We start from the raw sequence: 12,851 nt of genomic DNA on the forward strand, positions 1-12,851 counted from the left end.
GGGTGGGGTAGTGGGTTAAGCTAGATCATGGCGCGTTACATCGACGAGATCCTGCAGCCCGGCGAGCGCGTGCTGTATTCGACCAATGCGCACTGGATCTTCTACTTTCCGGCCATCGTGGCCTGGATCGCGGCGCTGGCCCTGCTCATCCTGTCGCAGCAGGCGACCGTCGACTGGCTCGTTCTGCTTTGCCTCGGGGCCGCGGGTCTCGCGGCTCTGGCGGCCCTGTATTGGACCGTGAAGGGCTGGTTCCATCGTTTCACCACCGAGACCGACGTCACCAACCTCAGGGTCGTGCACAAGACCGGCTTCATCAAGCGCCGAACCTTCGAGATGGCGCTGGACAAGGTCGAGAGCGTCGATGTCGACCAGACCATTCTTGGACGTATTCTCAACTACGGCGACGTGACGATTCGCGGCGTCGGCGAGGGTATCGAGACGATCAAGACCATCGCCTCGCCGCTCGCCTTCCGTAGTTCGATCACCACGCGGTAGGACCGCGCCCAACCATGAGCATGCAGCAAAATACTTCTCTTTCCGCCCAGCTCGGCTCGAGCGTCGACGCCGCCGAGATCGCGAAATTCTCGAAACTCTCGGCGGAATGGTGGGATCCCAAGGGCAAGATGGCGCCGCTGCACCGGATCAACCCGTTGCGGCTCGGCTATATCCGCGACGCCGCCTGCCGCAAGTTCGAGCGCAACGTGCGCAGCCTCAATTGTCTTGGGTCCTTGCGCGTGCTCGACATCGGCTGCGGCGCCGGCCTGCTCTGCGAGCCGCTGTCGCGCCTCGGAGCGCAGGTCATCGGCATCGATCCCTCCGCGAGCAACATCGCGGCGGCGAAGCTGCACGCCGACAAGAGCCATCTGGCGATCGACTATCGCTGCACCACGGTGGAGGAGATCGACCCGCGCGAGCGCTTCGACATCGTGCTGGCGATGGAGGTGGTCGAGCACGTCACCGACGTCGGCATGTTCCTGAAGCGCTGCGCCGCGATGCTGAAGCCGAACGGCCTGATGGTGGTCTCGACGCTGAACCGCAACTGGAAGAGCTTTGCCCTCGCCATCGTCGGTGCCGAATACGTCCTGCGCTGGCTACCGCGCGGCACGCATGAGTGGAACAAGTTCGTCACGCCCGACGAACTGACGAAATACCTGCTCGACAACCGTCTTGTCATCACCGAGCAGACCGGCGTCGTCTACTCGCCCTTCGCCGACAAATGGTCTCTGTCGTCGGATATGGACGTGAACTATATGGTGGTCGCGGAAGCGATGGTGTGAACTGCCCAGGGTGAGTGCGAGCCGTCATTCCAGGAACGCTGTCCTCCTGCGTTCGCAGCGACGACAGCGGAGATTGCCGCACTGACAGAGGTTCTAACCGGCAGCCCCCGCCCTGCGTCCCGGCGCAGGCCCCACATATCTTGCCCTCGGTCTGATCAGCTTGCCGAACTGCAATTGCTCGCTGGCATGCGCGATCCAGCCGACGCTGCGGGCCATCGCGAACAGCGCCAGCTCGCTGCCGGCGGGCAGGCGCAGTGCGTGGACCAGCACGGCGAGCGCGTAGTCGATATTGACGAACTCGCCGGTGGCTTCCGCGATCCGCTCTGGCACTTCCCTGGTGAATTTGCGCGGCGCGCCGGAGCGCGACAGCGCGTTCAGCAGCGACTGCGCGCGGGGGTCGCCGTGCTTGTAGACGCCGTGGCCAAAGCCGGCAAAGCGTTCACCGAGGGCGACACGCTCGCGCACGACAGGCTCGACGTCGCGGTCGACCAGCGTCTTGACGAGCTGTGAGGCCAGGACGCCGGCGCCGCCATGCTTCGGCCCTTTCAACGCGGCGAGCCCGGCGATGACGGAGTCATAAAGGTTGAGGCCGGTCGAGGCAGCGCAGCGCGCGGTGAAGGTCGACGCGTTCAGCTCGTGATCGGCGAGCAGTACCAGCGCGCGGCGGATCAGGTCGGGCGCGTGCTTGTTGTCCGCCGCCCAGGCGCGCGCGACCTGCTGATGCAGCGGCTCGGCCGAGGCGTCCGCATTGAGCATGGTCGCAACCAGCAGGCGGACGATGCGCGCGCCGACCATAGCGCGGCCATCGGGTGCCCGGGTGAAGGCGCGGGGATCGACGCTGGCGGCCAGTGCGAGCACGGCGATGGCGCGGTCGATCGGTGCGGCCCGGCGCGCGGCCTTCGCGATCACGCGCATTTCCTCGGAGAGTTCCGGTTGATTGTCGGGGGCAAACGGATCGACGTCGGCGACATCCCACAGCAGCGTCGCGGCGTGCTCCAGCGTGTCACTCTCGGAAAGATCGACGCAATTGACGCCGCGATAGATGGCGCCCTCCTCGGTGATGGTCGAGATCTCCGTGTCCATCACCGGCAGATCGGCATCGAAGCTGCGCAGGCCGCGTGGCTCCGGCGACGGCACACGGCGCTCCTTCAGCGCCCGAACGTCCTCGGCGCGATAGCGGTTCTTTCGCGAGTCCGGCGTCGGCTCGGAGCGGATCAGGCCGCGGCTGACATAGGCGTAGAGGGTGGCCGGAGAGATCGCGAGCTCGGCGGCGGCTTCCCGAGCGGAGAGGTACAGCCCATCAGAATTTTTCATATTGATTTATGTAATCAAGATTGATCAATGTGTCGAGAGGCCTGACCTTGTTCTCCGTGAACAGGAGATTTGGGTCATGAACATCCACCTCACCAAAAGCCAGATCGGGCTGGACGGCGTTCCCGCGGCCGAGACCGTGCTGAGCCATGTCGACGGCGAGCGCGGCGAGCTCATCATCGCCGGGGAGCACGTCGGGCGGCTCGCCGCCATCTCGAGCTTCGAAGGCGTTACCGCCCGGCTCTGGAATGGCGCCAGCAAGACCACCCTCACCGAAGCCAATGTGCGCTCAAACCTGGGCGTGGCGCGCGAGCGCGCCTTCGCGCGGCTGCCGGACCTGCTGCCGGCGACGCGCGGCATGGGCATCATCGACGGGTTTCGTGCCGCCGTCGCCGGACTTCGCGCCGAGCACGGGCTGGAGCACGAGGCGACGATCGTCGGCGCGTTTCCGGTGATCGCGGGCGCGCTGGTCCGGCGCGCCAAAGGGCTCGAGCCGGTCGCGCCCGATCCCACCGTGAGCCATGCCGCCGACACGCTGCGCATGTTGCACGGCCGTTCGCCTGCAACGCGCGAGGTCACGGCGCTCGACGCCTATCTCGTCACCGCCAGCGACCACGGCATGAACGCATCGACCTTCGCCGCGCGCGTGGTGGCCTCGACGCAGGCCGACCTGTTCGCGGCCGTCACCGCCGGCTATTGCGCGCTGACCGGTCCGCTGCATGGCGGCGCGCCGGAGCCGGTGCTGGAAATGCTGGACGCGATCGGCTCGCGCGAGCGCATTCAGTCCTGGGTCGACGCGGCGCTGGCGCGCGGCGAGCGCATGATGGGTTTCGGTCACCGCGTCTATCGCGTCCGCGATCCGCGCGCCGACGTGCTCAAGACCGCGGTCGAGGCGCTTGCGTCCAATGGCACCGATTTGCCGTTTGCCGGCGAGGTCGAGGCTTATATCCGCAGCGCCTTGCGCAAGAAGAATCCGGAGCGGCCGCTGGAGACGAACGTCGAGTTCTTCACCGCGATCCTGCTCGATGCGCTGGCGATACCGCGGCAGGCGTTCACGCCGATCTTCGCGATCGCGCGCAGCGCGGGCTGGACCGCGCATGCCCGCGAGCAGCAGCGGACGGGGCGGTTGATCAGGCCGAGCTCGTCCTATGTCGGGGCGATGCCGGAGAGGTAGGGAATGTGTAGTCCGGATGGAGCGAAGCGTAATCCGGGAAAGTCGCCATTGGGAGAGAAAGGTCCCGGATTACGCTTGCGCTCCATCCGGGCTACGAAGCTGGGGAAGGCCTTACGCCTCGCGCACGACCGTCTTCAGATAGTTGTAGGCCTTGATGATCTCGATCAGGCGGTCCTCGGTCGAGCGGTCGCCGCCATTGGCGTCGGGGTGGTGCTGCTTCACCAGCGCCTTGTACTTGGTCTTGACGTCGGCAAGCGTCGCGCTGGGGCCGAGGCCCATGACCTGAAGCGCCTTGCGCTCGGCGTTCATCACTTTGCGCGTCTCGGCCTTGGGCTCCGCTTCGGGGCCCTTGCGCCAGCTGGCGCGGCCGTTGATCTCGCTGAACATGCTGAAAGGATCGGCCGCCATGTCGATCTCTTCCGCGCCCTTCTTGCCGCCATTGGCGCCCATCTTCCAGGTCGGACGGTGACCGGTCAGCGCATCCTTCTGATAGCGCGCGACGGCTTCGGCATTCATGCCGGAAAAGAAATTGTAGTTCTGGTTGTACTCGCGCACGTGGTCGAGGCAAAAGTGCCAGTACTCGCGCTGGTTCTCGCGGCCCTTCGGCGCCCGGTGCGAGCCCTTGTTGGCGCAGCCCGCCCATTCGCAATTGACCGCGGTGTCGCGCGGCTTCACTTCCGGCTGCTTGCCCCGCGGCTTCACGCGGATGGAGTCGAAGAATTTTGATGAATCGATCGGCATGGCTGACTTTGACTACGCAATGCAAAAACCTTCAAGTCTTGACATTGCAATTCGCTGAGCACCCGGTCGCGACGAGCTTGGACGTCCGGGTATTGACGGGATGCGAGCGCGCACCTTAATGGCACACATGGCTATGAAAGACACTATCAGCAACAAGTTGCAGGAAGCTTTCACGCCGGAAAGCCTGCAAGTCGTCGACGAGTCACATTTGCATAAGGGCCACGCCGGCCACCGAGCAGGCGGCGAGACGCACTTCCGTGTGTATATCGTGTCTGCCGCCTTCAAAGGGAAGAGCCGGATCGACCGTCATCGCATGATAAATTCAGCGCTCGCCGCGGAACTCGCCGGCAGCGTGCACGCGCTGGCGATCAATGCGCAGGCGCCGGGGGAAGGTTGAATTCTCTGACCCTGCCCTGGAGGGGGAGGGTCGATCGCGCAGCGCGAGCGGGGTGGGGTGATCTCTCCACTCGGGTACTGTTGGATGTGGGAAGACCGTCACCCCACCCCGCTACGCATTGCGCTGCTCTTCATGCGTAGCGACCCACGGGCGAGCTACGCTCGTCCCGGACCCCTCCAGGGGAGGGTAAGGGAAAAATTAGAACGACGTCCCGGCCCGTCTCGGCTTTGCCTCTTCGAGCTCGGCCTCGCGCGTCACCGGTGAAATACGGAGCGCGGTGATGCGGTTGCGCTCGCGGCGGAGGACGCGGAAGCGGAAACCGTGGAAGGTGAAGCTCTGGCCGCGGTCGGGGATCGAGCGCGCCTCGTGAATGACGAGACCGGCGACCGTGGTTGCCTCTTCATCGGGCAGATGCCAGTCCATGGCGCGGTTGAGGTCGCGGATCGGCACCGACCCGTCGACCACGACGGAGCCGTCCGGCTGACGGCGCACGCCGGCGACCACCACGTCATGCTCGTCGGAGATGTCGCCGACGATCTCCTCCAGAATGTCTTCCAGCGTCACGAGGCCTTCGACCTCACCATACTCGTCGACGACGAGTGCGAAATGGGTCTTGCGGCGGCGGAACGCCTTGAGCTGCTGGGATATCGGCCGCATCTCCGGCACGAACCAGGGCGGCAGCATGATGGTGGTGACGTCGATGCGCGACGTGTCGCCCTCCGATGCGCGGATCGCGCGCAACAGATCCTTGGCGTGCAGAATGCCGATGATGTTCTCCGACTTGTCCCGCCACAGCGGAATGCGGGTGTATTCGGTGGCCAGCACCTCCCGCACCAGCTCCTCCGGCGGCAGGTCGGCGTTGATCATCACCATGGCCGTGCGGTGGACCATCACGTCAGACACCGTCAGCTCGCCGAGACGGAAGACGTTGTGAATGTACTCGGCCTCGCCGCTCTCGATCTTGCCGTGCACGGCCGATTCCTCGACCAGGCCCTCGATCTCCGAATCCGTCAGGATTTCGTGTTGCGAGAACTCCTGCACCCCCATCAGACGGAGGATCGCGCTCGACGCCGTGTTGAGGCACCAGCTCAGCGGGTAGAACAGGAGGTAGGAAAAATGCAGCGGATAGGCAATCCACTGCGACACTGGCATCGGCTCCCTGATCGCAAGCGTCTTCGGCACCTGCTCGCCGATGACGATGTGCAGCGAAGAGAAGACCAGAAAACCCGCCACGAACGAGGTGAAGTGCAGCGTGGCCTCCGACATTCCGAGCGGGCTGAGGACGGGGCTCAGCAGCGCAGACACCGTCGGCTCACCGATCCAGCCGAGACCGAGCGAGGCCATGGTGATGCCGAGCTGGCAGCAGGCGAGATAGGATTCGATGTTCCCCATCATCGTCTGCAGCAGGCGCGCGCCGAAGCGGTTCTGCTCGACCATGGCCTTGACGCGGAAGCCGCGGCTCTTCACCAGCGCAAATTCCGCCGCCACGTAAAACGCGTTGGCGGCGAGCAGGAGGGCCGCAAGCAGCAGATTGATCGAGATCGAACTCATGTTTGCCTCGCGACCGCCCCGGCGTTCCCCGCCGTTTCGCGCGCGGCCGATCTGAACGGTCCCGTTATCACTGCGCGAGCTTCTCTTTCAGGAAGTCGCGCACCGGCGCCGGCTCGACGTCCTTTGCGATCACCGCGCGGCCCACGGCCTCCAGTAGGATGAAGGTGAGCTTGCCGCGCTTGACCTTCTTGTCCTGCGCCATCAGCGCCATCAGCGCGTCGGCATCGGCGAGCCCTTCCTGCGCAAAGCCGGCGATGTCCTGCAGGCGCGTCGGCAGGCCTGCCTCGATCAGGTGGCGCTCGATGCGCGCCGCCTCACGCTCGCCGATCATGCCGAGCTTCGCGGAGAACTGCGCTGCCAGCGTCATGCCGATGGCGACGCCCTCGCCGTGGAACAGGCGGTCGGAGAAGCCGGTCACAGCCTCCAGCGCGTGGCCGAAGGTGTGGCCGAGATTGAGCAGCGCGCGCTCGCCGGTCTCGCGCTCGTCGCGCGCGACGATTGCGGCCTTGGCCCGGCAGGAGGTCGCGATCGCATGCTCGCGGGCCGATCCGCCCCTCGAGATGTCGGCATGGTTCTTCTCCAGCCAGCTGAAGAAGGCCTCGTCGCCCAGCACGCCGTATTTGGCGACCTCGGCATAGCCGGCCCGGAACTGGCGCGGCGACAGCGTGTCGAGCACGGCGGTGTCGGCGATGACGAGCACCGGCTGGTGGAAGGCCCCGAGCAGATTCTTGCCCTGCGGCGAGTTGATGCCGGTCTTGCCGCCGACGCTGGAATCGACCTGCGCGAGAAGCGAGGTCGGCACCTGCACGAAATCGACGCCGCGGCGCAGGATCGCCGCGGCAAAGCCGGCGAGATCGCCGACCACGCCGCCGCCGAGCGCGATGACGAGATCGTTGCGCTCGATCTTCGCTGCGATCAGGGCCTCGCTGACCTTTTCGAGCCCGGCATAGGTTTTCGAGATCTCGCCTTCCTCGACGACGATGCGCGAGGTCGGAATACCGCTGGCTGCGAGCGACGCCTCAGTGGGCTCGAGCCAGTATTTCGCGACGGTGCGGTCGGTCACGATGGCCGTGCGCACGCCGGGACGCAGAGCGGCGACACGCTCGCCGAGCGAGGCCAGCACGCCGCGGCCGATGACGATGTCATAGGCGCGGTCACCGAGTGCGACGTCGACCTTGATGGGATCGGAATGTTTCAACGGCGCAGTCATCTTGACGCACTCGCAATGTCGGCAGGCGGTTGGGCTGGCTCTCCGCCGCAGAGACGGGCGTGCAGCGCCTCGATGCATTCCTCGACGATTCTGTCGTGCGGCACGTCGCGCGAGGCGATGGTGAGGTCGGCATTGGCATAGATCGGCTCGCGCTGGGCGAGAAGGCGCGTCACGGTTCCTTCGGGATCGGCGGTCTGAAGCAGCGGACGGTCGGCACGGCGCCGCACGCGGCGCATGATGACGTCATGGTCCGCCCTCAGCCAGATCGAGATGGCCTTCGCCGCGATGCGTGCGCGCGTCTCCTCGCGCATGAAAGCGCCGCCACCGGTCGCCAGCACGATCGGCCCGCCCTCGAGCAGCCGCGCGATCACACGGGCCTCGCCGTCGCGGAAATAGGGCTCGCCATGGGCCGCAAAGATCTCCGGGATGGTCATGCCGGCATGGGCCACCTCGATTTCGCTGTCGGCATCGATGAAGGGCAGCCTGAGCCGGGCCGCGAGGCGGCGGCCGATGGTGGATTTGCCCACCCCCATCATGCCGACGAGCACGATCGAGCGCGCCCCGAGCGCCGACAGGATGTCGGCCTCGGGCGAAGCAGGAAGCGGCAACGCGGCGTCGGACATCGTCTCGCTCGGCTGGATCTCGCTCGAACTGCCGCCAGATGCGGCATGGCTTTGGCCACCTATACGACCCCATGGGGGCCCTCGCCAGAGGACTCTTGCCACGAAACGGCGAACATGTTGGATGATTTCATTGGTTAATTTGGCTGCCGCGCCCCGACCCGAGACCCCAGAACGATGCCGAGCCTGTTCCGCTTCCTGACGGTCGTCGCCGTGATCGGCGGTATCGTCTATGGCGTGGTCTTCGCGCTGGCGAACTTCGTCAACCCGAAGCCGCGGGAAATGACGGTGACGATCCCGCCGGACAAGTTTCTCAAGAAATAGGAGCTAGCCTCCCGGGCATGCCCGCCAAACCCTCAGACACCAGGCTCATCGGCCTGTTCCTCGACATGCTCGCCGCGGAACAGGGCGCCGGCCCCAACACGCTCGATGCCTACCGCCGCGACCTCAGCGATTTCTCGGAATTTCTGGGCCGCGTCGGCCATACATTCGTGGATGCCGAGACCCAGACGCTGCGCGACTATCTCGTCGATCTCGACACCCGCGGCTTCAAATCCACCAGTGTGGCCCGCCGGCTGTCCGCGATGCGGCACCTCTACCGTTTCCTGCTGAACGAGCGCATCCGCGGTGACGATCCCGCCGCGATCCTGTCAGGTCCGAAGCGCGGCCGCGGCCTGCCGAAAGTGTTGTCGATCGCCGACGTCGACCGCATGCTCCGCCGCGCCAGGGAATTGAGCGAGGCGGAAGATGCCTCGCCGTCGAAACGGCTGCGTGCCTTGCGGCTCTATTGCCTGCTCGAGGTGCTCTACGCCACGGGCCTGCGCGTCTCCGAGCTGGTGGCGCTGCCGCGCTCGGCGGCCAAGCGCGACGCCCGCATGATCGTGGTGCGCGGCAAGGGCAACAAGGAACGGCTGGTACCGCTCAACGACGCCTCGCGGCAGGCGATGGCGGACTATCTCGCCGCCACGGAAGCGGCAAAGGCCGACAGGAAGAACAGCGTGGCCGCGTCGAAATGGCTGTTCCCCTCGTTCGGCGAGAGCGGACATCTGACGCGCCAGCATTTTGCCCGCGACCTCAAGGAGCTCGCGGTTGCGTCCGGCTTGCAGGCCCGCCTGGTCTCCCCGCACGTGCTGCGCCACGCCTTTGCCAGCCATCTGCTGCACAACGGCGCGGACCTGCGCATCGTGCAGACCCTGCTCGGTCACACCGACATCTCGACCACCCAGATCTATACCCATGTGGTCGAGGAGCGGCTGAAGAGCTTGGTGCGCGACCTGCACCCGCTGGCGGAGAAGTAGTTGCTGCTGGTAGCCCGGATGGAGCGACGCGTAATCCGGGGCCGCCTCCTCGCGGCCAGACCTTCCCGGATTGCGCTGCGCTCCATCCGGGCTACGGGTAAAGGGTGAAACCGCCTTGACTTCGGCCACATCTCCGCGGAAAGAGCCGGGGCCTCACGGCTGATTTGGCCGACTGCACCAGCACACAAGCCAAACCATTGAAGACGCTACACTTCTTTCCGCCGCCCCAACTTGCTTCGCTTCTCGCGCCCCGTCCCCCTATATTGAGTTGATGCTAGACCAGATGCGCAGCTATCTCGACTTCGAAAAGCCCGTCGCCGAGCTCGACTCCAAGGTCGACGAATTGCGCGCGCTCGCCGCCACCGGCACCGACATCAGCGACGAGGTCGGGCGGATCGAGGACAAGGCGGCGCAGGCGCTGGCCGACCTCTATGCGAACCTGACGCCGTGGCAGAAGACGCTTGTGGCGCGGCATCCGCAGCGGCCGCATTTCAACGACTTCATCAAGGGCCTGATCACCGAATTCACCCCGCTCGCCGGCGACCGCAAGTTCGGCGAGGACGAGGCGCTGGTCGCCGGCTTCGGCCGCTTCCGCGGTGAGCCGATCTGCGTGATGGGCCAGGAAAAGGGCGATTCCACCGAGAGCCGCATCCGGCACAATTTCGGCATGGCGCGGCCGGAAGGGTATCGCAAATGCGTGCGGCTGATGGAGATGGCCGAGCGGTTCGGCCTGCCGGTGCTGTCGCTCGCCGATTCGGCCGGCGCCTATCCCGGCATCGGCGCCGAGGAGCGCGGCCAGGCGGAAGCCATCGCGCGCTCGACCGATGCGTGCCTGGCGCTGACCGTGCCCAACGTCGCGATCATCACCGGCGAGGGCATGTCGGGCGGCGCCATCGCCATCACCACGGCCAACAAGGTCCTGATGCTCGAGCACGCGATCTACAGCGTGATCTCGCCGGAGGCGGCGTCCTCGATCCTCTGGCGCGACGGCACCAAGGCGCAGGAAGCCGCCAACAACATGAAGATCACCGCCCAGGATATGCTCCGCTTCGGCGTGATCGACGCCATCCTGAAGGAGCCGGTCGGCGGCGCCCACCGCGACCCCGCCGCCATGATCGCCACCACGGGCGAGGCCATCGCCAAGGCGTTCGACGAGCTCCGGAACTTTGATGGGGATGCCATCCGCAAGCAGCGGCGGCAGAAATTCCTCGATATCGGCCGCAAACTGGGCTGATTCGCCTCGATTCCGCTCTCGTAGGGTGGGCAAAGCGAAGCGTGCCCACCAATCCCGGCTGTACGAACGGCTCGTGTGCACGGCGCTTCGCGCCTTTGCCCACCCTACCAGGCCTTTCGAGCAGCCCCCGGTAACCCCGCCTTAACCCTTTTTTTGCCCAAATCGGCGATCTGAGTCCCCTCGGCCCGAAAGCCCAAGTTCCGTCCCAAGTCGCGTCCATTTAGTCTTCGTTGACCATGCCACTGGGCCAACGCCCTCGTGATCCCCGCTCGGGTTGCGACCACATGACCCAGAGGTTAGAATTTTAATCAATGGCTTCAGGGCATAAGCGCTGGAGCGGGGTCTGACCGGGCCCGTCTCGGCGGGTCGGTTTACCGGTCGGATTGCGCTTCGGAATAATTGGGGTTCGCGCTTCAATGCCCGGCACGGTGTGGGGTCCATCTTGATTTCTCGTTCGCTTGCTCGCGCGCTCTTGGTTTCGGTTGCGCTGATGACGGCCGGCGGTCTGCTCGCCGGCTGCAACACCGATCAGGTCTCGCTTGCGACCAACGCCAAGGCCAATCAGCCGGTGCCGCCGAAGCTGATCGCCGCGATGGCCGAGAAGGACATGGACCTGCAATCGCCGATCCTGGTCCGCCTGTTCAAGCAGGAGGCCGAGCTCGAGGTCTGGAAGCAGACCCGCTCGGGCCAGTTCGCGCTGCTCAAGACCTATCCGATCTGCCGCTGGTCGGGCGATCTCGGCCCCAAGGTGCGCGAAGGCGACCGCCAGGCGCCGGAGGGATTCTACTCGATCAATCCGAGCCAGATGAATCCGCAATCGTCCTATTACCTCTCGTTCAACACCGGCTACCCGAACGCGTTCGACAAGGCGCTGGGCCGCACCGGCTCGCAGCTGATGGTGCATGGCGATTGTTCGTCGCGCGGCTGCTACGCGATGACGGACGAGCAGATCGCGGAGATTTATTCGCTCGGCCGCGAGTCCTTCTTCGGCGGCCAGAAGGCGTTCCAGCTGCAGGCCTATCCGTTCAAGATGACGCCGGTGAACATGGCCAGGCACCGGAACAATCCGAACATGCCGTTCTGGAAGATGATCAAAGAAGGCTATGATCATTTCGAGGTGACGCGGCAGGAGCCGAAGGTCGATTTCTGCGAGAAGAGATACGTGTTCGACGCCGCCAAGCCGGCGGACGCCAAGCGCGATCTGGTGTTCGACGCCTCCGCCAGATGTCCGGCCTATGTGATCCCCGAAGAGATCGCCAGCGCGGTCCGCGAGAAGCAGGCCAAGGACGAGACGGAATATGCAAGGCTCGTCGCCAAGGGCACGCCGGTGGCGCGGATGAACACCGGCATTGACGGCGGCATGCACAAGGTGTTCGCCGCCAAAATTCCGGAAGGCTCGACCGGCCTGTCCGAGAGTGCCGAAGGCACCACGCTGCAGATGCTCGCCATGGCGAAGGCGCCGGGCACGATCCCCGGCCACGTCAACCCGCCCAAGCCGAACCTCGATGCGGTGGCAAGTGCGCCGGCGCCGCGGGAAGAGCCGGTGGTCGCCGTCAGCGCGCCTGCCGCGAGCACCCGCGTTGCCGCGGCGGCGCCCGCTGCGAAATCTGAAAGCGGCGGCTTCTTCTCCAATCTCGGCCGCAAGATGGGGCTCGGCACCGCCGACACCACCGCGACCGCGACGCCTGCGCCGCAAGCCACCGCGTCCGTTGCCCCGGCCGCCCAGACGTCCACGACGCCGGCCACGGCCGCCTCGCGACTCAAGGCCGCCGTGACCCGCTTCGTGCCGGGACATGACAAGTCCAAGGATTCAGTCAAGGAGGCGGCGAAGGATACGCCGAAGCCGGCCGTAGCAGCCGCCAAGCCGGCCGAGCCGCCGAAGCCCGATACCCGCCTTGCCGCAACGCGTCCGGCGCTGAAGCCATCGGTGAGCGACGGCGCGGGCGATAGCACCCCGATGATATCAGGCGCCGCGCCGGTGGTGCAGTCGAACTCGTTCGACAGCCGCTTCTCGGCGGTGAAGTAGGCTAGCGCCCGA

At 65.7% G+C, this 12,851-nt stretch carries 13 protein-coding genes; 8 read left to right on the forward strand and 5 right to left on the reverse strand.

Annotation, left to right across the window (positions count from 1 at the left end):
- Positions 1–27 precede the first annotated feature (27 nt).
- Both I6F12_RS21915 and ubiG read left to right on the forward strand, forming a co-directional pair.
- A complete protein-coding gene (locus I6F12_RS21915; RefSeq protein ID WP_225157200.1) occupies positions 28–495 on the forward strand; it encodes a PH domain-containing protein in 468 nt (155 codons plus the stop codon).
- A gap of 14 nt (positions 496–509) precedes the next feature.
- On the forward strand, positions 510–1,277 hold the full coding sequence (gene ubiG, locus I6F12_RS21920) for a bifunctional 2-polyprenyl-6-hydroxyphenol methylase/3-demethylubiquinol 3-O-methyltransferase UbiG (protein ID WP_036026212.1): 768 nt from the start codon (positions 510–512) through the stop codon (positions 1,275–1,277).
- Between the two features lie 93 nt (positions 1,278–1,370).
- Here the strand turns inward: ubiG and I6F12_RS21925 are convergent, their stop codons facing one another.
- Positions 1,371–2,591, reverse strand: coding sequence for a citrate synthase family protein (locus I6F12_RS21925; RefSeq protein ID WP_036014714.1), 1,221 nt, complete (start codon positions 2,589–2,591; stop codon positions 1,371–1,373).
- Between the two features lie 76 nt (positions 2,592–2,667).
- Between I6F12_RS21925 and I6F12_RS21930 the strand changes: the two genes are divergently transcribed.
- Positions 2,668–3,762: a citrate synthase/methylcitrate synthase gene (locus I6F12_RS21930; protein ID WP_225157201.1), complete on the forward strand. Its 1,095-nt coding sequence runs from the start codon at positions 2,668–2,670 to the stop codon at positions 3,760–3,762.
- 111 nt (positions 3,763–3,873) lie between these two features.
- Here I6F12_RS21930 and I6F12_RS21935 read toward each other — a convergent pair whose 3' ends face one another.
- On the reverse strand, positions 3,874–4,503 hold the full coding sequence (locus I6F12_RS21935) for a DnaJ domain-containing protein (protein WP_036014711.1): 630 nt from the start codon (positions 4,501–4,503) through the stop codon (positions 3,874–3,876).
- 127 nt (positions 4,504–4,630) lie between these two features.
- Between I6F12_RS21935 and I6F12_RS21940 the strand changes: the two genes are divergently transcribed.
- The gene (locus tag I6F12_RS21940) at positions 4,631–4,900 is read left to right on the forward strand and encodes a BolA family protein (RefSeq protein ID WP_225157202.1); all 270 of its coding nucleotides are present in this window, start codon (positions 4,631–4,633) and stop codon (positions 4,898–4,900) included.
- 198 nt (positions 4,901–5,098) lie between these two features.
- Here I6F12_RS21940 and I6F12_RS21945 read toward each other — a convergent pair whose 3' ends face one another.
- The 3 genes from I6F12_RS21945 to I6F12_RS21955 form a co-directional block, all read right to left on the reverse strand.
- On the reverse strand, positions 5,099–6,451 hold the full coding sequence (locus I6F12_RS21945) for a hemolysin family protein (RefSeq protein WP_036014704.1): 1,353 nt from the start codon (positions 6,449–6,451) through the stop codon (positions 5,099–5,101).
- Positions 6,452–6,518: 67 nt separating this feature from the next.
- A complete protein-coding gene (gene aroB / locus I6F12_RS21950; RefSeq protein ID WP_036014703.1) occupies positions 6,519–7,661 on the reverse strand; it encodes a 3-dehydroquinate synthase in 1,143 nt (380 codons plus the stop codon).
- Positions 7,658–8,284 carry a shikimate kinase gene (locus I6F12_RS21955; RefSeq protein WP_225157203.1) on the reverse strand — a complete coding sequence of 209 codons (627 nt, stop codon included), beginning with the start codon at positions 8,282–8,284 and terminating at the stop codon, positions 7,658–7,660. The genes aroB and I6F12_RS21955 overlap by 4 nt, the downstream gene beginning before the upstream one ends.
- A 174-nt stretch (positions 8,285–8,458) precedes the next feature.
- On the opposite strand from I6F12_RS21955, the gene I6F12_RS21960 reads away from it, so the two are divergent.
- The 4 genes from I6F12_RS21960 (at position 8,459) to I6F12_RS21975 (ending at position 12,839) form a co-directional block, all read left to right on the forward strand.
- Positions 8,459–8,605 carry a hypothetical protein gene (locus I6F12_RS21960; RefSeq protein WP_036026218.1) on the forward strand — a complete coding sequence of 49 codons (147 nt, stop codon included), beginning with the start codon at positions 8,459–8,461 and terminating at the stop codon, positions 8,603–8,605.
- Positions 8,606–8,622: 17 nt separating this feature from the next.
- A complete protein-coding gene (gene xerD, locus I6F12_RS21965; RefSeq protein WP_225113633.1) occupies positions 8,623–9,579 on the forward strand; it encodes a site-specific tyrosine recombinase XerD in 957 nt (318 codons plus the stop codon).
- A gap of 271 nt (positions 9,580–9,850) precedes the next feature.
- Positions 9,851–10,813, forward strand: a complete 963-nt coding sequence (locus tag I6F12_RS21970; RefSeq protein WP_036014693.1) for an acetyl-CoA carboxylase carboxyltransferase subunit alpha — start codon at positions 9,851–9,853, stop codon at positions 10,811–10,813.
- Between the two features lie 490 nt (positions 10,814–11,303).
- Complete coding sequence (locus I6F12_RS21975; protein ID WP_225153393.1) at positions 11,304–12,839, forward strand: murein L,D-transpeptidase family protein; 1,536 nt, start codon at positions 11,304–11,306, stop codon at positions 12,837–12,839.
- Positions 12,840–12,851 lie beyond the last annotated feature (12 nt).

Source organism: Bradyrhizobium sp. IC4059, assembly GCF_020193615.1.
GTDB classification, from domain to species: domain Bacteria; phylum Pseudomonadota; class Alphaproteobacteria; order Rhizobiales; family Xanthobacteraceae; genus Bradyrhizobium; species Bradyrhizobium yuanmingense.

Excerpts from the sequence above, each read along its gene's own strand:
- I6F12_RS21975 (WP_225153393.1), top strand. The coding sequence starts at position 11,304 with ATGACGGCCGGCGGTCTGCTCGCCGGCTGCAACACCGATCAGGTCTCG.
- I6F12_RS21960 (WP_036026218.1), top strand. The coding sequence starts at position 8,459 with ATGCCGAGCCTGTTCCGCTTCCTGACGGTCGTCGCCGTGATCGGCGGT.
- ubiG (WP_036026212.1), top strand. The coding sequence starts at position 510 with ATGAGCATGCAGCAAAATACTTCTCTTTCCGCCCAGCTCGGCTCGAGC.
- I6F12_RS21970 (WP_036014693.1), top strand. The coding sequence starts at position 9,851 with ATGCTAGACCAGATGCGCAGCTATCTCGACTTCGAAAAGCCCGTCGCC.
- I6F12_RS21945 (WP_036014704.1), bottom strand. The coding sequence starts at position 6,451 with ATGAGTTCGATCTCGATCAATCTGCTGCTTGCGGCCCTCCTGCTCGCC.
- xerD (WP_225113633.1), top strand. The coding sequence starts at position 8,623 with ATGCCCGCCAAACCCTCAGACACCAGGCTCATCGGCCTGTTCCTCGAC.
- I6F12_RS21935 (WP_036014711.1), bottom strand. The coding sequence starts at position 4,503 with ATGCCGATCGATTCATCAAAATTCTTCGACTCCATCCGCGTGAAGCCG.
- I6F12_RS21915 (WP_225157200.1), top strand. The coding sequence starts at position 28 with ATGGCGCGTTACATCGACGAGATCCTGCAGCCCGGCGAGCGCGTGCTG.
- I6F12_RS21955 (WP_225157203.1), bottom strand. The coding sequence starts at position 8,284 with ATGTCCGACGCCGCGTTGCCGCTTCCTGCTTCGCCCGAGGCCGACATC.
- I6F12_RS21930 (WP_225157201.1), top strand. The coding sequence starts at position 2,668 with ATGAACATCCACCTCACCAAAAGCCAGATCGGGCTGGACGGCGTTCCC.
- I6F12_RS21925 (WP_036014714.1), bottom strand. The coding sequence starts at position 2,591 with ATGAAAAATTCTGATGGGCTGTACCTCTCCGCTCGGGAAGCCGCCGCC.
- aroB (WP_036014703.1), bottom strand. The coding sequence starts at position 7,661 with ATGACTGCGCCGTTGAAACATTCCGATCCCATCAAGGTCGACGTCGCA.
- I6F12_RS21940 (WP_225157202.1), top strand. The coding sequence starts at position 4,631 with ATGGCTATGAAAGACACTATCAGCAACAAGTTGCAGGAAGCTTTCACG.